We start from the raw sequence: 19,545 nt of genomic DNA, 5'->3' as shown, positions 1-19,545 counted from the left end.
CAGGTTCACACACCGCCGGTCACGAGCGGCAGCACCGTCAGATCAGGATGCGTGCCATCCACGATGCTGCGTCCCACGTGCACGCCCTCATAGAGCGCTTCGTTCTGGCCGGCGAAGCTCTCCTCGCCGTCGGCGTGAAACGGCACCGCATGGCCGGGGATGGCCGGATCCGCGCCCGGATGGCAAACGTAGCCGATATATGTGTAGCGTTGATTGGCAGCGGTCGGCGTGTGCCCTTCGATGGGCGGATTTTTCAGAAAAGGCGCTACGTGAATCTCGAAACCCTCGTATTCCACCATCTGCCAGGGTGCGGTTTCATCGGCCATGGCCGCCTCCGTCTAGTCGCGCGCTTGTCAAAAAGTCTAGGTGATTTGAACGTAAAGCGCGCTCAAAAGGGATACGGCTAAACCATTACGGCTCGATCGCGCCGAGCTGCTTGAGCAGCGTCAGATTGTTTTCGAGGTGCCAGTTTTCGACGATGCGGCCGTCCTTCACGCGATACAGGTCGAAGGCTGGAAATCCATGGTCTGGCCGTTGCGCGGCAAGGGCAAATCGGCGTCGCTGGCGGCATGGGCGCTCACACGCCGGCGAGGCCCGCGACGATCAGCGTGTGACGGGCGATTCTGGAGATTGATGAGGTGGACATGGCGCGTTGTAGAGAGAAAGTGAGTGGGGTGACGCGCAATTTTCCGGTGTAAGACCGTGTTTGATAATCGGTCTGCCGTTTAAGGGATTTTCTGCTGCCATTTGAAAATGACCGGCGCGGTGCGAGAGCGCCTGAAGGAAGTAACAGAGTCCGTCCGACCGGCCGCGCGATGTCTCTCGTCAGATAGAATGGTGCGCTTTGCCCGTACACGACTCTGCCCATGTGGTTCAAAAACCTTCAGCTTCACCGTCTTCCCGCTCCGTGGTCCGTCAACCCGGAACAGATGCAGAAGTGGCTCGCGCCGCATGCGTTCGCGCCCGGCAACAGCGTCGAGATGCAAAGCCACGGCTGGGCATCGCCGCGCGATAACGACTCGCTGGTGTACGCGCTCAATGGCCAGATGTTGCTGGTGTTTCGCGCCGAAAAGAAACTGCTGCCGGCGTCGGTCGTCACGCAGGTGACCAGGGAACGCGCGCTCGAACTCGAGGATCAGCAAGGCTTCAAACCTGGCCGCAAGCAGATGCGCGAACTCAAGGAACAGGTCACCGACGAACTGTTGCCGCGCGCTTTCAGCATTCGCCGCGATACGCGCGTGTGGATCGATTGCAAGAACGGTTGGCTCGTAATTGACGCGGCTTCACAGGCGGTCGCCGATGAAGTGCGCGGCCTGCTGGTCAAGTCGATCGATCAATTGCCGCTCGGCACGGTGCGCGTCACGCACTCGCCGGTCGCGGCCATGACCGAATGGCTGCTCTCGGGCGAGGGTCCCGCGGGCTTCACGCTCGACCAGGACACCGAGTTGCGTTCGCCCACCGAAGGCAACGCGACCGTGCGCTATGTGGGGCATACTTTGGACGCCGAAGATATGCGCCGTCACATCGAAGCCGGCAAACAATGCATGCGGCTCGCGATGACGTGGAACGATCGTGTGTCGTTCGTGCTGACGCCGTCGCTGACGATCAAGCGCATCGCGCCGCTCGACGTGCTGAAGGAAGCGAGCGATCCCACCGCGCAAAACGACGACGAACGCTTCGACTCCGACGTCACGCTGATGACCGCCGAACTGGACCGCATGCTGAGTGATCTGCTCGACGCGTTGGGCGGCGAGCAGGGCGGTGAAGCGATGCCACAAGCCAGGGCGGCGTAAGCAGCTTCTGGTTTTCTGGTTCGTTGCAGGCCGGCGCGTCGAAGTCATTTCCGCGCCGGCCTTTTTTATGCCGGATCGATTGAGCCGAAAGCGCATCGGTTTGACGGCGCATCGACGTTTGAGCAGCGCGCGGCGCGCGTGTGCGCTCGCCTGCATCATGCCGGAGCGTTGCGCGCCGGCGCCGCGATAGTGGTTAAGATGACGATCAACAGAACACATCAGTCACGGAGGACTTGCAATGGTTCGTCTGGTCATGATTCTGTTGGGCGTCGATTATCTGCGCACGCGCTGGCGATCGTTGCGGATCGTCGGTTGTCTCAGTCTGCTGCTCGGCGTCTTCGTGTTCATCGACGCGCTCGATAGTGCGCTCTATTTCCCAATCACCCCGTTCGCGTTGCTCCTGTTGCTCGAGGGCCTAGCCACGCTGGCCGTCGCCTGGACCGGCATGGGCGGGCAACGCACGCTGCGCTATGTGAAGGGCATCGCGTTCACCACCGCGGCGGCGCTGATTCTCGTCAGCCACGAGCACGGCAACTTCATTCTGTCGATGATCTTCGGCACGCTCTTTTTCGCCGACGGCCTGTTGCAGATCGTCTCGGCCAAAGTAGTCCGCTTTCGCACCTGGCGGCTCGCGATGATCGGCGGCGCCGTCGAAATCGCGCTGGCGATTTTCTTCTATCAGCCCTATCCGACTCACTACGTCGGCACCGTGCCGTACTGTGTCGGACTCGGCCTGATCTTTGGCGGATGGAACATGATCCTGCTGAGCGCGCGGGTGCGGCGGCTCGCGTCTAACCCGGCGGTCGTCGCGGGCGATTCGGCAGCGGATGCCGGCATTGCCGCCGCGAGCGCGCTGGCCGCCAGCCGCCTGATTGCGCATGAATGGGACGGCCCGCCGGCCGCCGATGAATCCGCCTTGACCGTGCACGTGTGGACGCCGGTCGGTTCGGCCAAGGGGGAAGCACGCCGGCAATTGATCGTGGATCGCTATATCGCAGCCGTGGATCGCAACGGCGTGATATCGACCGGCCATGCCGCGCTCGAATCGCCCGAGGGCGTCTACATCAGCTTGTACCCGGGTGTCGAGATCGATCGCTCGCCCGACGACTTCGCGCGACTCCTGCGTGCCACGCGCGAGAACGACGTGCCGGGGCTCTTCCAGCCCGATTACCCGACTGAATCGACAGCGTGGTGTCCGTCGACGGTTCAGGTGCGGATCCGCAACTACGATCCGGCCCGCCTGCGCCGTTTCTGGGACGCGTATCGACAGGACACGACTTACAACCTCACGCACCGTAACTGTTCGAGCAGTGTCTCGCGCGCGCTCGAGGCCGCGATCGAGGGCGCGTCGGCGCGTGTGTGGGGCGACCTCGGCGGATGGCAGCCGTTTTTGCGCGTCATCTCGACACCGGAACTGTGGGTCGCCGCGCAAGTGCGCAAACGAGCCGCGACGATGGCGTGGACCCCGGGCCTCACACTCGACTACGCGCGGGCGCTGAGCATGCTGGCCGACCCGCGGCCCTCGGGCTGGGTCAAGATGGCGCGCCTTGCGGTGCGCAGAATGGTTCGCTCGCGTCAGCAATGGCGCGAAGAAGCCCGTCACGCGCACGTCGCCGACGACACGGCGCGTGGCCCGATGCGCGAATGACGCGCGCCGGGCGCGAGCGCTGCCCAACTTCGGCGTCGCGGTAAAAACGGCAGTTGCATCAACAGCTTGTGGTTTTTGCCGGATAGTTATGCACAGCGTTAGGAACAGATTCTGTGGATAATTTCACCCCCGCCACGCCCTGCCCAAGTGAGTGTTTTCAACCAATATGGCGGGTGTATGCTGACCCCGTCAGTTTGTCGTTAAGAGCACTCGACCACACCGCAACCCGGCCGTGGCTCATTGAGGAACAAAACCGCGCCGCGCGCTTTTTGCCCGCTGCGTCGCGGCTTTTTACAAGCGTGAACGCGATGGACACGACGAACCCGGCGGCATCCATCGGACAGTCAGATGAATGACCCGCAGCGCTTCACGGTGCGCCACGTCAGCGTCTACCGTTACTCGGAACCCGTGCGCTTCGGCGAGCATCGCATGATGTTCCGGCCGCGCGCGAGCCACGATTTGCGCCTCGTCACAAACAGGCTGGTGATCACGCCCACACCGTCGCGGCTGCATTGGCTGCACGACGTATTCGATAACTCGGTGGCAGTCGCCAGTTTCGCGGACAAGGCGAGCGAATTGCGCTTCGACAGCGAAGTGACGCTCGAACACTTCGAAGCGCCCATGCCCGACTACGCGCTCGAACCTTACGCGGTGAACTGGCCGTTCGCGTACACGAACGAAGAGGCCTCCGATCTCGTAAACGCGCGCAGCCGCCAGTATCCGGACAGCGATGTGGACGAGTGGGCGCGCCGCTTCGTGCCGACCTTGGGTAGCGCCGCAAAGAGCGGCGAAAGTGGCAAGAGCGGTGCCGCAAGCGGCAGCGGCACGATGGCGCTGCTGCGCGCCATGACGCTCGAAATCAAGAACACGTTCTTCTACGTGCGCCGCACGGAAAAAGGCGTGAACCGTCCCGGCGACACCTTGCGCAGCCGCAGCGGCAGCTGCCGCGATTTTGCCGTGCTGATGATGGACGCGGTGCGCTCGCTCGGCCTCGCGGCGCGCTTCGTGAGCGGCTATCTGTTCGTGCCCGAGCACGACGCCACGCAAGGCGGCGGCGCGACGCACGCATGGTTGCAGATCTATTTGCCGGGCGCCGGCTGGGTCGATTTCGATCCGACCAACAGCATCGTCGGCAACCGCCATCTGATTCGTGTGGCGGTGGCCTGGAACGCCTACCAGGCGCTGCCGTTGTGGGGCACGTGGCATGGCGCGCCGCATTCGTTTCGCGGCTTGCAGGTGGATGTGAGCGTGACGGAAGGCGAATCTCGGCGAAGCAAGGCGGATAAGGGCGAATGAACGCCCGTCGAAGGCCGCGGCGGGTCGAATCGAAACGTGTTAGCGGGGCGTGCCGGTTTGGACGCTTCACCGTGCGCGTCATTTGAGTGTCTCAACTGGAAGAGGGCGTCGCGATGAAATTGCGCGTTGGCTACGAGCTGGTCTATGAGTGCGTGCAACCGACGCCGATGATGCTGATGTTGAACACCCACTATTCGCACGCGAAAGAGGTGCTGAATCCCGATTTGCTGGTGGTCGATCCGCCGGTGCCGATCAGCCAGTATCGCGATTCGTTCGGCAATCTGTGCAGCCGGCTGGTGGCGCCGCCGGGAAAAATTGCCTTTTCGACGAGCGCGGTGTTGGAGGTGTCGTCCGAGCCGGAGATGCGTCCGCCGTACACGGAACAGCATCCGGTGGAAATGCTGCCTGACGATACGCTGGTGTTTCTGCTCGGCAGCCGCTATTGCGAAACCGATCTGCTCTCCGAATTTGCGTGGCAGACCTTCGGCAAGCTGCCGCTCGGCCGCGGGCGCGTGGACGCGATCTGCAACTACGTGCACAACCACATCGTGTTCGGCTACGACTTCGCGCGACCGACCAAGACCGCGTGGCAGGCCTGGCAGGAGCGCAAAGGCGTGTGCCGGGACTTCGCGCATCTGGCCGTGGCGCTCTGCCGGGCCATGAATATTCCGGCGCGTTATTGCACGGGCTATATCAGCGATGTCGGCCTGCCGCCGCCCTACGCGACGATGGATTTCGCCGCGTGGTTCGAGGCCTATATCGGCGGATGCTGGCAGACCTTCGACCCGCGCAACAATGCGCCGCGCACGGGGCGTGTGCTGATGGCGCGAGGACGCGATGCGGCCGACGTGGCGCTCAGCAATGCGTTCGGTCCGACGCAGTTGTTGAAGTTCGCGGTGGTGTGCGAGGCTGTCTAGCTGCGTCGGCGGTAAGGACCTAAAGCCGCCCGAGCGCTTCGCAGCGCGCACTCGATATGAATAACGGCCTTCAGGCGAGCCGACGCGGCATTATTCCCCAAGCGCCAGCGCGCGCTTCTTGCGCACCAGCGCCGCGCCGATCGATACCGCCACACCGATGCCGCCCATCGTCAGCGACAGGATCACGATCAGCGGGCCGGTTTGCGTGCGCGCCGAAAACACGCTGACCAGCAGGCCGGCGAGCGGCTGCGTCATGTTGTTCAGGAGGATCACCACGCCAGTCGTCTTGCCGTAGTCCTTCGGCGGAATGATTCGCTGCCGCGCGCCGCGGATGTAGACGTTGAACATCTTGTCGAAGCCGACGATCAGCAGGAAGCCGAGCGCATAGCCCCACGGCGCCGCGCTCGCACCGGCGATCACGCCGCCCGCGCAGATCGAGACGAAGGCGACCAGGCCCAAGGCGCGGGCGGGCCATGCGGCGCGTGCGATCGTCAACAGAATCAGCACCGTGGCCACGGCGCCGGCCGTCTGCAGTCCGGCATAGTAGTGGTTCGACTGCGCGTGAAGGCCGGTCACCATGGCTGCGGACGTGGCGAGTGTCACGCCGATCACCAGATTTTCGGCGGCGGCGAGCAGCACGACTTTCTTCAGGCCGGGCAGCACCAGCACATGACGCAGCGCGATGCGCAGCGGCAGCGTCCAGTGACCCGGCACGAGCGGCGGCGGTGCGGGGGCGCGAAAACCGCTCGCGCGTTGCCACAGCAGCAGCGCGCCATCGGCGAGGAGAAACAGCACGCCAGTTGCGCCGACGACCCATTCCCAACGCCACAGGCCAAGCAGCAGCGCGGCGAGCATCGGACCGAGCACGAAACCCAACTGGTCGGCCAGTTGCGAATAGGCGAGCACGCGCTGAAACTGCTGCGTACTGAAGATCTGCGGCAGCATGACTTCGCGCGCGACCAGGCCCTGGCTCGTCAATACGCCGCACACGGCCGAGAGTGCGATCAGCCAGCCGATGCCGCCGAACAGCACATAAGCGAGGATGCCGCCGAAACACGCCAGCGCCCTCACGGTCTGGCTCACGCGCATCAATCTGAGCGGCGAGATGCGGTCGCACAAGGCGCCGAAGAAAGGAAACACCAGATAGCGGGGCAACGTTTCGATAAAGAACGCAAGCCCCGACCACGAGACCTGGTGCGTGGTCTGGAATACGACGAGCGGCACGAGAAACAGCAGGATCTGATCGGCGAGACGCGCGACAAACAGCGAGCAGAAGAAAGCCTGATGGTTGACGCGCACCGTTCATGTCCCGCCGTTTATGGGTCGAGACCGATGCTATCAAAGATGGCGGTCTTGCGCCCCGGCCTGCTTGCCGTGCCGTGGATTCAGGACAAGCTAACGGGACCGCAGGCCGACCGCCGACCTTGCGCCAAACTGCGCGCCAACCGCATGGCACTACGCGCCAACCGCACCGCTTATCGCGACCCCGCTAGCCGCGATAAGCCGCTTCGAGCGGCGCGATTTCCAGCTTGACCATATTCATCATGGTCTTCATTACGCGGCTCGCCTTGGCCGTGTCCGGGTCGCGCAGCATGTCGCCGAGTACGTCCGGCGCGATCTGCCACGAGACGCCGAACCGGTCCTGAAGCCAGCCGCACTGCCACGGCTTACCGCCGTCCAGGAGTTTGGTCCAGTAACGGTCGATCTCCTCCTGTGAGCTGCAGTGCACGAACAGCGAGATCGCCGGCGTGAAGGGGAACTGCGGGCCGCCGTTCAGCGCCATGAACTCCTGGCCTTCGATCTCGAACGTGATGGCCAGCACGCCGCCCTTCGGCCCGGGTCCGGCATCCGTGTAATGCATTGTCGTGGCGATGCGGGAATCGGAAAACACCGACGTGTAGAAGCGGGCCGCTTCTTCCGCATTGCCGTCGAACCATAGGCACGGCGCAATCTTTTGCATGACCTTTCTCCTCCTTCTCACCGGACGGACCGCGCCTTACTTCATCGCGGCCATGGCTTGCTGGATTTCTTCCGCGCTCAGATCGCGCTTGTGCGTGGCCAGCGACCAGCTATGGCCGAACGGGTCTTTCAACTGGCCGTAGCGGTCGCCCCAGAACATGTCGGTGACGGGCATCACGACCGTCGCGCCGGCGTCGACGGCCTGTTTGAAGCTGGCGTCCACATCTTCCACATAGTAGTGAATCGTGACCGGCGTGCCTTTCAGCGAATTCGGGCCGAACGACTGGTGCTCGGGCCATTCGTCAGTCAGCATCAGCATGGAATCGCCGATCTTCAGGGAAGCGTGCATGACCTTGCCGCCGGGGCCGGGCAGGCGGACCTGTTCGACGGCGTTGAAGGCCTTCGTGTAGAACGCGATGGCGTCCGCGGCGTTGGCGCAGATCAGATACGGCGTGAGCGAGTGCATCCCGTCAGGGATCGGTTTGACGGCGTTGCTGGACATGACGGCGACTCCTTGAAGTAAGAGGTTCGTGAGGTGAAAGACCGACTCGTCGAGTCAGGTCTTCAACGTTACGACGAGTACATGACCGTTGAATCGACACTCCGGAAAAAATATTTTTGGCCCGGGCATGCGGCGAGTGCCTGAGCGCGTGTATCAACCGGCCGGATTGTCCTCGTCCGGCGGCGCGGCGGACGGCGCCGGGGCGCCGCCGCGCGGTGCGCCGAGGATGCTGATCTGGAACGTCGGCGTCGCGGCGAGCGATTGCAGCGCGGCGTCTTCGGGAATGTGTTCGAACAGCGGCAGAATCACCGAGCCGCCGATCACCGCGCGCCGGCTATCGTCGGCGGGCCGCAGGCCCCACACGTCCTGATAGACGACGGGCACCGCGCTGCCGTTGCGGGTGGTGTTGCCGATATACAGCATCACGTGGCCGCCGATGTAGATCAGCGTGCGCAACGGCTCGCCGTGCTGCGCCAGATAGTCGAGCCGCTGCGCGGGCGTGGACGACGACAGGTCGATCATGCGGCCGGCGTTCATCTGCGTGGACGAATGGCGCGGCAGCCAGACGCCGAAGGCGGCGAAGATGCTCTGCAGTTCCGACGAGCAATCGTTGTAGAGGCCGCTATTGCCCCAGCCGTACGGGCGGCCGATCAGCGTTTTCATCAGCATCGCCAGATGGCGCGGCGTGGCGGCGAGCGGCATGGGCGCAATTTGCGCGTCGCTCAGGGCGGCGCTGCGGATCAGCGCCTGGCCGTCCGCGTCGCGGGCCGGGACGAGCACTTGACGCATCACTACATCGTCGACCGGGCCGCTGGCGTCGCTTGTGGCAGATTTTGCCTGCGCCGGCCGCGCGGCGTTGGATGGCGCGATCGGCAGCAGCGTGCCGGCCGGTGCGTCGAAGCGGAACACGCCGCGGCTGTCGCGCACCGGCGCCGACGCCACGATCACCGCTCCGAGCGATTTGGCCGTCGCCGCGCGCCATGTGTCGACGAAACGGTCGTCGGCCATGCCGACGCCGTCGCTGCGTACCCAGCCCTGCACGTCGGGCGTCTGCACGTAATGCCACGCGCCGTCGACGCTGCTGCCGAGCACATACAGCGGCGTGCCGGGCCGTACGGCCGAGATCTGCAGATTGTCGAACGGATAGCCTTCACCGGCCAGATGGTGGTCGTAGAACGACGGGTCGGTGGTCGGCAGTTCGCGCACCATCAGGTTGCTGGTGGCGATGGCGCGGCGCCGCGGCTGATAAACGGCCGTCTGCGTGAACTGCGCGACGTTCATGTTTTGCGCGATGGCGTCGATCCATGCCTTGTCGTGCGGCCGGAAATTTTCGCCGTAACCGACGTCCGCGCCGCTCTTGCCGGTGTTGTCGAACCTGCCGATGCGCCGCTGCTGCAATGCGGCAATGTCCGCGCCTTGCTGGCGATAGACGCGCGTCGTCACGAAGTTGGAGTTCCAGGGCGAGGGCGCCGTGGTGCCGGTGCCGAAGTAGCGTGCGTACAGGACTTTGAAGTGCGCCTGCTGGTCCGCGGCACTCAGGAACGGCTGGTCGTAGCCGGGGCTGTCCGGTTCGAGCCAGTGATCGACGTCCTGGTCGTAGCCGGCGATGGGAAACAACGTGACGGTGTCGACCGGCGCACGCGTGTCGCGCATCGGCGACGGATTGCTGCAGGCGCTGATCGCCGCGAGCGCGGCGCACAATGCGGCGGCGCGGCAGGCGTTCGGCCAGGCGGCGGTGAGGCGGGATAGAACGGCAACGGGCATGAGGTTCGGCGAAGAAGGTACAGGGCACGATGATACGGTGTCGGCGTATTGTGCCGCACGTTGTACCGGCGTCGCGTTGTGCATACCCAAACACAACGCTTGTGTGGTTTCATTGGGGTTCGCGTCGTCAATTGCGGCCGCGCGATGGCGCGCTTCACGCGCAGACTGTCGCAGCCGGCGAGCGTTCCACTACGCTCACTGCCCAACCCAACGCATGGCCTCGAAAAACGCCCGTACGAGGCTGCGTAACCAAGGAGAACAACATGCAGACCAGCGCACGCAATCAATTCGCCGGCGAAGTCACCGGACTCAAACATGGCGCCGTAAACGACGAAGTCACGCTGCGCACCCAGGAAGGCCTCGAGATCGTCTCGATCATCACCCACGGCAGCGCGACGTCGCTCGGCCTCACGGTAGGCACGAAAGCCTTCGCGCTGGTGAAAGCGTCGTCGGTGATCGTGATGGTCGACGTCACGAAAGAGCAGGTGTCGGCGCGCAATTGCATCGCCGGTACGGTGTCGGCGGTCACCAAGGGCGCGGTGAATTCCGAAGTGTCGATCACGGCGGGCGGCGCGCAGATCGCGGCGATCATCACCAACGATAGCGTCGACCGCCTCGGCCTCGCGAACGGCAAAGCGGCGACGGCGATTTTCAAGGCATCGAGCGTGATCATCGGCGTCGGTCAATGATCGTTGTGCGGTGATTCCCGTTGGCTCGAGCTTCGCGCCGATGCCGACGGGTCTGACGAAACCGGAAGGGACGAGGGTTTTGCTTTGCGCACGGCGCGGCGCAAGCGCGAGCGCGCGCCGTGAAGGAACCGGTGGCTTGCTTTAAACTGCACGATTCGCTGTTCCTCTTTCCGCTTTCCTCACGGACGCCGTCATGTTCGAAGTTTCCTCCGCCTCGCATCTGCCCAAAGCCGCGCACTACGAAGAACTGGTCGCCCAGGCGCGCTCGCTGCTCGCCGATGAGACCGACTGGATCGCCAACGCCGCGAACTTTTCCGCGTTCGTGTTTCATTCCCTCAGTGATCTGAACTGGGCCGGCTTCTATTTCCACGACGGCCAGGAGCTGGTCGTCGGGCCGTTTCAGGGCAAACCCGCGTGCGTGCGGATCGCGCTCGGCAAGGGCGTCTGCGGCACGGCCGCGCAAACCCGTCAGACGCAGGTGGTGCGCGACGTGCATGAGTTTCCCGGTCATATCGCCTGCGATTCGGCTTCGCAGTCGGAAATCGTCGTGCCGCTCGTCGCGCCGGACGGCACGCTAATCGGCGTGTGGGATGTGGACAGCCCAAGCGTGGCGCGCTTCGACGAAGAAGACGCGAAGGGCATGGAAGCGCTGTGCGCGGTGTTCATCGAAGCGGCCTTGCCGCGCGCCGCGTAAAAAGCGCGGCGGCGGTGCGGCGGCACCCTATGTTGCTCCGTACATAGAGTCAATGCGCTTCACGGGATGGGTCGGCGGACCTCATCCCGCTATCGTTCTCTCCAACGCGCTCGAGACAGCTCATGAGCGCGATGAGCCCACCAGGTTTTGGAGACACGCATGAGTTCCGCCGCTGCTTCTGCCACCGCCAGTCCGCTGACGTTCCAACGTTTCCCCGCCTTACCCCGCAATTGCACTTTCGCTAGTCACGACTGGGAGATTCTCAGCCGCTACTGGCATCCGGTGGCGTTCGCCGCCGAGGTCACCGACAAACCCATCAGCGTGACGCTGCTCGACGAACCGCTCGTGGTGTTCCGCTCGAACGGCCGACTGGTGAGTGCACGCGATATCTGTCCGCATCGTGGCGCGCTGCTCAGCCAGGGATGGGTCGACAACGGCAACATCGTGTGCCCGTACCACGGTCTTGCCTATAACAGCGAAGGCAAGTGCAAGCACATTCCGTCGCAAACGGACGGCACGATTCCCGAGCGTCTGCATCTCGTCACCTACGCGACACAGGAAGCGTACGGACTCGTGTGGGAGGCAGCGAATTCGGCGCGGGCGCGAAAGCCGCTATCATACGCACGGTTGCCCGAAACATCGGACCGGAATTTCGGGGCTTGCTGTTTGCACCCACGCGTCAAGAACACGTTCGATCGCTTTCACTACCCAGGAAAATAAAAAGGCCGGCGCGATGCAAGTCCCCCTTTACGCCGAAACGCGTACGCGCGATGCCGCGCTTGCTTCGGCGCCTTACGGCATGTTCATCTGCACTGCGGACGGTACGTTCGACTCCGTCAACGCCGCATTCGAAAAGCTGACTGGATTCGCGGCGGAGGAATTGATCGGCCGTCATACCTTCGAGTCTTTATTCGATCCTGCCGAACTTGCCAGGCGCCGCGCCGAACTGCCGCCGCTTGCCATGGTGGCCTTCCGCTACGAAGGCGAGTGGAATTTTTTGCGGCGTAACAGCACGCCGGTTCGCGTGGTGCTGGCGTTGGCGCCGCTCGTCACGGAGCCGGCGCGCTCCGGGGGTCTCGTCAGCGGGCCCGCGCGCTATGTCGGTATCGCCATCGACATGACGCGCTACGCGCAATCGGAAGCGCGTCTGTGGTACGTCGCGCATCACGACGGCGTGACTCGCCTGCCCAATCAAACGCTTTTTACTGAACGGCTGGAACTGACTATCGCGCGTTGTCAGCGCAGCGGCAGCGGTTTTACCGTGCTGATCGCCGAGCTCGATCATCTGCGCAAACTGCGCGATGCGCTCGGTTTGCATGCGGCTGAACTCGTGCTGCAGATCGTCGGCGAACGGTTGCGTGGTCTCTTTCCCAACGACGGTACGATCGCCTCGATCGGCGGAACGCAGTTCGCCTTGCTGGTCAACGAGAGCGGCGCGGCCGCCGATGCCTTCGCCGCCGAAGCACTGGGCCGCATCGCCGAGCCGATCGACTACGCCGGCACCACCTTGAACATTACCGCGAGCATCGGCATTGTGGCTTATCCGGCCGACGGCTGCGATGCGCCTACGCTGATGCGTCGCGCGGGCGTGGCGTTGTCGGCGGCTTCGGCGGTGAACGGTAATGCGGTGCGGCGGTTTTCCACCGCGCTGGAAGGTCAGGCGGCACGCCGCTTCGAACTGGAGACCCTGCTGCGTGATGCGATCGAGCGTCAGCAACTGCATCTCGTCTATCAGCCGCAGGTGACGCTCGCCAATGGCCGCATCGCGCAAGTGGAGGCGCTGCTGCGCTGGAACCATCCGCAGCGCGGCTTGATCAGTCCCGTCGAGTTCGTGCCGGTCGCGGAGGAGGCGGGTTTGATCGAGCAGATCGGCGAGTGGGTGATCCGGACCGCGTGCCGCGATGCCGGCAAGTTGCTGCGGCTGACCGGCACGTTGCCGCGCTTCGCGGTGAACGTGTCGCCGCAGCAGTTCCAGCGGCAGAATCTGTTCGAGACGATCCGCGAGGCACTGGAAGACGCGGCGCTCGACCCTTCATACCTCGAGGTGGAAATCACCGAGGGGGTGCTGCTCGGCGACACCGAGCAGGCTTTGCAGACGCTCTTTGCATTGCGCGATCTAGGCGTGGAGGTGGCGGTGGACGATTTCGGCACCGGCTATTCGAGCCTCGCGTATCTCACGCGTTTTCCGCTGAATCGCCTGAAAATCGACCGCTCGTTTGTGATGCGTATGAGCACCGATCCGCAGTGCGCGGCGCTGGTCGGCGCCATCATCGCGATGGCACATGCGCTCAAACTGCGTGTCACGGCCGAAGGCGTCGAAACAGCCGGGCAGGCCGCGCAGCTGGAAGCGCTCGGATGCGATGAAGCGCAGGGCTTCTGGTTCTCGCGTCCGGTTACTGTTGCGGCGCTGCGTAATTTGCTGAGGCCGTTGGGCACTCTCTGAGGCATTGCTTGCCGACGCTGGCTCGTTGCCGTGCCGGCGAGTTCTGCCGTTTGCTCTAGCGTCGTCGCGACGCCGATGGGTGTGGTTAGCCATCCATATCAATTCTTGAGCCGATGCAGCGCGTCGCCTCGATGAACGGCATGTTTGCCGCTCTTCTCACTTTCTACTTCGTAATGCGGGTCGGAGGTTGACGCGTTGACGGTCCTGCCCTCCACGATCGTATGGGTAGAAATGACACGCACCACCTTGCCGTGCGTGACGCCAGATCTGGAGCAATCCGGTGATCAATTACAGCAGCGGTGGCACGCAGCGCATCGAGGTCGAAGTGGGCCTCGCGCAGCGCAAGGACGTCGATGCCGCCATCGGCGAATTGAAGAAGCTGGTCGCCGACGAACCCCGCGTGCTGAGCGGCGCCACGCTCGCGCCGATCGTGACGGTAGCGGACTATCCCGACCATGGCGGTGCCACGCTGCGCATCGCGGCGTGGGTGCGTACGCCGGACGCGTCGCTGACCAGCGGCGACCTGCACGAGCACGCGCAAGCCGCGCTTGAACAGGCCGGTTGCCCGGTTGCGGCTTAGGCCCGCCTTGCGGTCTCTAGCGGGCCTATTAGCGGCTATCTGCGTTGGTATAGCGCACGAGGCGCCTCGCGCAGAACGAGTGTGATGCGATCAGGCGGCCGCCTATATAGCCAACCTCCGGTCATTCATGTTGAACTCCGGAGCCGTTTGGTTCGCCGCCGCCGATGTGTCGACTCAATGCGGGCGCGGATGGGCGAGGAAGAATCGCACCATTTCCGCGGCGGCGTCGGGCCCGCACGGGTCCGTGTACGAACCGCGCTGACTCCCGCCGGCCCACGCGTGTCCCGCGCCGTGAATCGACCACGACTCCGCTTCGACACCGTTCGCCGCTACATGCCGCTGCTGCGTGTACGCACGTTGGTGACTTGCATCGCCTGATTGCGTGCTGACTGTCGTGGTGCCGGCGTCGAAGGGCGCGATGATCTCGGCCGCATTCGACGGATGGACTGTCGTGTCAGCGTCGCCATGAAACACGATGAGCGGACGTTGCGGCGTGCCACGCGTGCGCTTGCGTTGCGCTTTGCCGCCCTTCATCGCGCCGAGCGCCGAGGGCAAGTCCTTCGCGCTGCCGTGGGCGAGACCCGAATGCACGCCGGCCGCCGCGTAGAGATCGGGCGAAGTCTTCAGCATGATGTCGGCCATTGCGCCGCCCGCCGACAGACCCGCGACATACACGCGCGCCGGATCCACTCGATAGCGGCCCATTACCTCTCGCGTGATGCCGGCGATCAACGACGGCTCGCCTTGGTCGCGTACCTGATCGGCAGGCTTGAACCAGTTCCAGCATTTGGAATGATTGGCCGCTTGCGCCTGATTCGGATACACGACGATAAAGCCATGACGCTCGGCCATTTCGTTCATGCGCGTGCCGGCGGCAAAGTCGTCGGCGTTCTGCGTGCAGCCGTGCAGCATGACGATCAGCGGCAACGGTTCACTGTTGTAGACCGCCGGCACGTAGAGCTTGTACTGGCGTTGTCCGGCTGCGTTGTTGAACGTGTGCGTACTGAAGGTGCCTGGCGTGTCGGCGTCGAAAGTCGGCGCGGCAGGGGCGTAAGGAGCGGGGCGCGCGTGGGCTTGCGCCTGGGTTTGCATCTGCGTCCACACTTGCGCCCATTCGCTGGCATTGGACGGCGTGTGCGGTGTTTGTACATGCTCGGCGTGGGGCATGTTCGCGTTGCCGCCCGAGAGCGCGCGTTGAACCGCCGCGGTGGCTTCCTGCGGGCCCTTCGTGCGCAATAGCTCGAAGGCGTCTGTCATTGATTTCAGGAAATCTTCGTTCATTTTCATGATGGTTTGCGTTGACCTGTGTGGGGCGTGGATGAGCGAGTCGACCGATGAGTCACTGCTTCAGCCACGGTAATGAGTCGAGCGTCGCGTCTAGCTGATGCGGCCGGCGAGCGCCGCCTTGACCGCGGGCGACGCATGAAAGGCGCCGAGCACCACCACGGATGCAATCGTGGCCGCCGCGAGTTCGGGCGGCACATCGGCTGCGATGCTGGCGAGGCCGAGCACATGAATGTCGAGTTGTTCGTGCGCGGCCTGAGCCGCCTCGAGATCCTGTCGCGAGAAGTGCTGCATGCCGAGCACCATGGCGCGCCGGGTGACCGTCTCCGTGACGACCTGGGAATGCACCGCGAGTTGGTTACGGATCGCCGTGCGGATCAGGTCGGTGCGATTCGAGTAAAAGCCTTCTTCGACCAGTAGATCGATCTGGCCGAGGTCGATCGGGCCCAGGTTGATGGTGATTTTTTCGGTCTCGCCGCCTTTGGGGCGGGAGGTGGCTATGAGGTTGAGTTTGGGCATTTGCACTCCGGTTGGCATCTTGATGCCATCCAATTAACATCCAGTGGGATGGTTATACGCCTGCCGGCGGGGTGCGGTCAATGGGGAAATTGGGGGGGCGTACGGGGTGGGTGTGGGTGTGGGGGGATTGGCGTCAATGGGTCGCCAAGCGATGCCACCAAACCGCACCCGATCGTTCCGATCGCCTGTCTCTTGTGCTTTACGTGCGTACTGGTTTCCCGGTCATCCGTTCAGACCGGTCGTAGAAGGCTGCCATGTTCGTCCATGTCGAAGACTTGGCCAAATATTTGGATTCGAGGTGTGCGGTCGCAGTGCGCGAGCACACTAGCCTATCTCCAACGGCCCGCACAGATGGTGCGGAAGGGCGTCGTGTGCTTGCCCGGATTTCCTGATGACATCCAGCGACCGATTATCGATGGCGGCAAGAGCTTCGGCGTCTTTTTCGTTGCCCTGGCCCATCACCGCGCCGAGGGTGTGCAACTTTTTGTGCATACCTCAGCACCGGGACCTCATTTGTGAGTCGAAAGCATGCAGATCAGAAGATCGCCGTAGCCCCAGATAAGCGTGCCTACCACCGTGAGGATAATGGAGAGCCGAAACCCAACCGCATGAACTGGCAAATATTTCTGCCTTAAAGCCACCATTTCAGAGCTTCCAAAAGCTCCAAACTGTAGATGCTCACCTAAACGAGTAGCCACGTTTTGCGAAAAAATCGCGAAGACGGTCATCGGAGCGCCGGCTCTCGACCACCACGCGCCCAAGGTTTGGCTGGCGGGTCTCGTTGCATTGATAAACGGCAATAGCATGGAGATCACTGCAATTATGGCAAACGCAGACATCCAGAAAATTAGTCGCCGGATTCTCAGTTCGTGCTTTGCCCAAAGCTCAGCGGTTGTTTCGTTGTACATCGTCTGATCCTTTTCGCTAGCCGCTGGCGGAGCTGCTGTCCGCGATATTTGAATGTCATATGCCCGCACGTTTTGCGACTCAGTGATGGATGCTCACTGGGAGGCAAGGAAGTTCGCGAGATTTTCCGGACTGACGAGTACTCTGCCTTTGGGCTTCCAAAGTTCTTCAAACGCTGCCGTGAAGAAACGCGTGTCAGAAGATACAACAACATCCGCATGATTTAGGAAGGTAAGCAGGTCGATATCCGCTTGGGAGTTGTCATCGATGGCGCTGTTCTGTTTGACGGCGGCGTAATAGCTCGCGTATAACAAACCCTCGACGAAGGAGGTGAAATACGGATAAAGGGCTTTGTTTGCGCACCATCGGTCCTGCACTTCTTCGATGCGCCGGGACACAAACTGTCCTTGTATGACGTCCCGTCCAAGAAAGTCAAAAGCCTGACGGCGGTGTTCCTCGAAGGGATATGAACTGAGAGCCCTTCCGAGGTGCTGCCTTTTGGCCTCTTCCGCAGCAACCTTGCGGATTTCTGCGTATAGGGACCGCTGCTTCGCCTTTTTGACGAACTCTTGGTCGCGCATCGGTCTAGTCGCGTGCCAGTGATTCCAAGATGCTTGGCGAATGCCTTTCATAGCACGCTGCCAGACTCTTGACTCTTCCTCTTTCGTAGTTAGGCAAGGCGTGCCTAACGCAAAATCACGGATCAGTTCGTCGGTCCAAATGTCGACGCTGTCGCGGAAAATTCCCCCGTTGCAAATCTCATGCAGGAAATCGATTTGTTCACGAAGTTCCTCCCTTCGATCCTTGCGGTTGTATAGCTCCAATGTCTCGGTTAAGAAGATCCCTGAATGCACGACCGCTAACTTGCCTTCGGAGACGAGTTGAACGATGCCGCTTTCTCGAACCTGCGCAAAGCGTTCGCGGTGAAGTGCGGATCGATCGAAAGTAATGCGGAGCATTGATTGGAGCCGTCCATTTGAGGACTTAGGAAGAGGCGCTTTAAAGTTGGGTAGCTAGTCTGCTATTTTTATGAAATTAGTGACGTAAGTTTTTGAAGAATATAAATATATTAAGTCACATCAGCACAATATCGTACTGCTCCTGACTCAAATTCGACTCCACCTGCAGTGACACCGGCTTGCCAATAAAATCAATCAACATCGCCAGATGCTGCGATTCTTCCTCGAGAAACAGATCGATCACCTGCTGCGACGCCACCACGCGGAACTCGCGCGGATTGAACTGCCGCGACTCGCGCAGAATCTCCCGCAGCACGTCGTAACACACGGTACGCGGCGTCTTGACCTGCCCCTTCCCCTGACAAACCGGACAAGGCTCGCACAACACATGCGCGAGAGATTCCCGCGTGCGCTTGCGCGTCATCTCGACAAGCCCGAGTTGCGAGAACCCATTCACCGTCACGCGCGTGCGATCGCGCGATAACGCCTTCTTCAATTCGCCCAACACCTGATCGCGATGCTCGACGTTTTCCATATCGATGAAGTCGATAATGATCACGCCGCCCAGATTGCGCAGACGCAATTGCCGCGCAATGGTGTGCGCGGCTTCGAGGTTGGTCTTGAAGATCGTGTCGTCGAAGTTGCGCGCGCCGACATAGCCGCCGGTGTTCACGTCGATGGTCGTCATCGCTTCGGTCTGGTCGATCACGAGATAGCCGCCCGACTTCAGATCCACCCGGCGCGACAACGCGCGCTGGATTTCCGCCTCGATGTTGTACAGATCGAAGAGCGGCCGCTCGCCGGTGTAGTGATGCAGTTTCGACGACACCGCCGGCGTAAACTCGGCCGCGAAGTCGGCCAGCATCTGATACGTCTCGCGCGAGTCGACCTGAATGCGCGACGTTTCATCGTTGACGAAATCGCGCAGCACGCGTTGCGCGAGATTCAGATCCTGATACAGCAGACTCGTCGGCGGCATGCGCTGCCCTTGCGAGAGAATCGTCGCCCACGTCTTGCGCAGATACGCGACGTCGCCGGCCAGCTCTTCGCTGGTCGCATCTTCCGCGATGGTGCGCACGATGTAGCCGCCTTTCTCATCGGCGGGCAGCACGGCGGTCAAACGCGCGCGCACGGCTTCACGTTCGGCTTCGCTCTCGATCTTCTGCGAGATGCCGATATGCGGCTCCTGCGGCAGATACACGAGCGTGCGCCCGGCAATGCTCACTTGCGTGGACAGGCGCGCGCCCTTGGTGCCGATCGGATCCTTCACGACCTGCACCATCAGCGTCTGGCCTTCGAAGACGATTTTTTCGATCGGCTGATGCGGCGTCTGATGCTGCGGTTCGCCGGCAATGCGCGGATGCCAGATGTCGGCCACATGAAGGAACGCGGCGCGTTCGAGACCGATGTCGATGAAGGCGGACTGCATGCCCGGCAACACGCGCACAACCTTGCCGAGATAGACATTGCCGACGCGGCCACGCGACAGCGTTCGTTCGACGTGAAGTTCCTGGACGGCGCCTTGCTGGACCAGCGCGACGCGCGTTTCCTGCGGCGTGACATTGATCAGGATTTCTTCATTCATGGTGTTA

22 protein-coding genes are annotated in these 19,545 nt (G+C 62.5%); 9 read left to right on the top strand and 13 right to left on the bottom strand.

Annotated features, from left to right (window positions below):
- Positions 1-5: 5 nt before the first annotated feature.
- The gene (locus RI103_RS13630; protein ID WP_310812500.1) at positions 6-326 is read right to left on the bottom strand and encodes a hypothetical protein; all 321 of its coding nucleotides are present in this window, start codon (positions 324-326) and stop codon (positions 6-8) included.
- An 85-nt stretch (positions 327-411) separates the two neighbouring features.
- Entirely contained in the window at positions 412-495 is an 84-nt protein-coding gene (locus RI103_RS13625; RefSeq protein WP_310815236.1) for a hypothetical protein, read from the bottom strand.
- 371 nt (positions 496-866) lie between these two features.
- On the opposite strand from RI103_RS13625, the gene RI103_RS13620 reads away from it, so the two are divergent.
- The 4 genes from RI103_RS13620 to RI103_RS13605 all read left to right on the top strand — a co-directional run bounded on the left by RI103_RS13620 (position 867) and on the right by RI103_RS13605 (position 5,654).
- Positions 867-1,793, top strand: coding sequence for a recombination-associated protein RdgC (locus tag RI103_RS13620; RefSeq protein WP_310812499.1), 927 nt, complete (start codon positions 867-869; stop codon positions 1,791-1,793).
- A 238-nt stretch (positions 1,794-2,031) separates the two neighbouring features.
- On the top strand, positions 2,032-3,441 hold the full coding sequence (locus tag RI103_RS13615) for a DUF308 domain-containing protein (protein ID WP_310812498.1): 1,410 nt from the start codon (positions 2,032-2,034) through the stop codon (positions 3,439-3,441).
- 348 nt (positions 3,442-3,789) lie between these two features.
- Positions 3,790-4,737: a transglutaminase family protein gene (locus RI103_RS13610; protein ID WP_310812497.1), complete on the top strand. Its 948-nt coding sequence runs from the start codon at positions 3,790-3,792 to the stop codon at positions 4,735-4,737.
- Positions 4,738-4,850: 113 nt separating this feature from the next.
- Positions 4,851-5,654: a transglutaminase family protein gene (locus tag RI103_RS13605; RefSeq protein WP_310812496.1), complete on the top strand. Its 804-nt coding sequence runs from the start codon at positions 4,851-4,853 to the stop codon at positions 5,652-5,654.
- Between the two features lie 90 nt (positions 5,655-5,744).
- Here the strand turns inward: RI103_RS13605 and RI103_RS13600 are convergent, their stop codons facing one another.
- From RI103_RS13600 to RI103_RS13585, 4 genes are all read right to left on the bottom strand, one after another.
- A complete protein-coding gene (locus tag RI103_RS13600) occupies positions 5,745-6,953 on the bottom strand; it encodes an MFS transporter (protein WP_310812495.1) in 1,209 nt (402 codons plus the stop codon).
- Positions 6,954-7,143: 190 nt separating this feature from the next.
- The gene (locus RI103_RS13595; RefSeq protein ID WP_310812494.1) at positions 7,144-7,614 is read right to left on the bottom strand and encodes a VOC family protein; all 471 of its coding nucleotides are present in this window, start codon (positions 7,612-7,614) and stop codon (positions 7,144-7,146) included.
- 36 nt (positions 7,615-7,650) lie between these two features.
- Positions 7,651-8,115: a VOC family protein gene (locus tag RI103_RS13590; RefSeq protein WP_310812493.1), complete on the bottom strand. Its 465-nt coding sequence runs from the start codon at positions 8,113-8,115 to the stop codon at positions 7,651-7,653.
- A gap of 153 nt (positions 8,116-8,268) precedes the next feature.
- Complete coding sequence (locus tag RI103_RS13585) at positions 8,269-9,879, bottom strand: SH3 domain-containing protein (protein ID WP_310812492.1); 1,611 nt, start codon at positions 9,877-9,879, stop codon at positions 8,269-8,271.
- 263 nt (positions 9,880-10,142) lie between these two features.
- Here RI103_RS13585 and RI103_RS13580 point away from each other — a divergent pair, with 263 nt between their 5' ends.
- The 4 genes from RI103_RS13580 (at position 10,143) to RI103_RS13565 (ending at position 13,705) form a co-directional block, all read left to right on the top strand.
- The gene (locus tag RI103_RS13580) at positions 10,143-10,568 is read left to right on the top strand and encodes a TOBE domain-containing protein (RefSeq protein ID WP_310812491.1); all 426 of its coding nucleotides are present in this window, start codon (positions 10,143-10,145) and stop codon (positions 10,566-10,568) included.
- A 193-nt stretch (positions 10,569-10,761) separates the two neighbouring features.
- A complete protein-coding gene (locus RI103_RS13575) occupies positions 10,762-11,262 on the top strand; it encodes a GAF domain-containing protein (protein ID WP_310812490.1) in 501 nt (166 codons plus the stop codon).
- 159 nt (positions 11,263-11,421) lie between these two features.
- On the top strand, positions 11,422-11,982 hold the full coding sequence (locus tag RI103_RS13570; RefSeq protein WP_310812489.1) for a Rieske (2Fe-2S) protein: 561 nt from the start codon (positions 11,422-11,424) through the stop codon (positions 11,980-11,982).
- A gap of 13 nt (positions 11,983-11,995) precedes the next feature.
- The gene (locus RI103_RS13565; RefSeq protein ID WP_310812488.1) at positions 11,996-13,705 is read left to right on the top strand and encodes an EAL domain-containing protein; all 1,710 of its coding nucleotides are present in this window, start codon (positions 11,996-11,998) and stop codon (positions 13,703-13,705) included.
- A gap of 98 nt (positions 13,706-13,803) precedes the next feature.
- Here RI103_RS13565 and RI103_RS13560 read toward each other — a convergent pair whose 3' ends face one another.
- Complete coding sequence (locus tag RI103_RS13560) at positions 13,804-13,920, bottom strand: DUF2945 domain-containing protein (protein WP_310815235.1); 117 nt, start codon at positions 13,918-13,920, stop codon at positions 13,804-13,806.
- A 65-nt stretch (positions 13,921-13,985) separates the two neighbouring features.
- On the opposite strand from RI103_RS13560, the gene RI103_RS13555 reads away from it, so the two are divergent.
- Complete coding sequence (locus tag RI103_RS13555) at positions 13,986-14,285, top strand: hypothetical protein (RefSeq protein ID WP_310812487.1); 300 nt, start codon at positions 13,986-13,988, stop codon at positions 14,283-14,285.
- 174 nt (positions 14,286-14,459) lie between these two features.
- Here RI103_RS13555 and RI103_RS13550 read toward each other — a convergent pair whose 3' ends face one another.
- The 6 genes from RI103_RS13550 to rng form a co-directional block, all read right to left on the bottom strand.
- Positions 14,460-15,572, bottom strand: coding sequence for a PHB depolymerase family esterase (locus tag RI103_RS13550; RefSeq protein WP_310812486.1), 1,113 nt, complete (start codon positions 15,570-15,572; stop codon positions 14,460-14,462).
- Between the two features lie 90 nt (positions 15,573-15,662).
- Positions 15,663-16,088 (bottom strand): CopG family transcriptional regulator, encoded by a 426-nt coding sequence (locus RI103_RS13545; RefSeq protein WP_310812485.1) that lies wholly within the window; start codon positions 16,086-16,088, stop codon positions 15,663-15,665.
- 324 nt (positions 16,089-16,412) lie between these two features.
- Positions 16,413-16,580, bottom strand: a complete 168-nt coding sequence (locus tag RI103_RS13540) for a hypothetical protein (RefSeq protein WP_310812484.1) — start codon at positions 16,578-16,580, stop codon at positions 16,413-16,415.
- Between the two features lie 17 nt (positions 16,581-16,597).
- A complete protein-coding gene (locus tag RI103_RS13535) occupies positions 16,598-16,996 on the bottom strand; it encodes a hypothetical protein (RefSeq protein ID WP_310812483.1) in 399 nt (132 codons plus the stop codon).
- Between the two features lie 93 nt (positions 16,997-17,089).
- A complete protein-coding gene (locus tag RI103_RS13530) occupies positions 17,090-17,953 on the bottom strand; it encodes a hypothetical protein (RefSeq protein ID WP_310812482.1) in 864 nt (287 codons plus the stop codon).
- A gap of 115 nt (positions 17,954-18,068) precedes the next feature.
- Entirely contained in the window at positions 18,069-19,538 is a 1,470-nt protein-coding gene (gene rng / locus RI103_RS13525; RefSeq protein WP_310812481.1) for a ribonuclease G, read from the bottom strand.
- Positions 19,539-19,545 lie beyond the last annotated feature (7 nt).

It is taken from the genome of Paraburkholderia sp. FT54, from assembly GCF_031585635.1.
GTDB lineage: Bacteria > Pseudomonadota > Gammaproteobacteria > Burkholderiales > Burkholderiaceae > Paraburkholderia.
The sequence above is the reverse complement of the archived record's forward strand: the minus strand, read 5'-3'. Positions and strand labels throughout refer to the sequence as shown.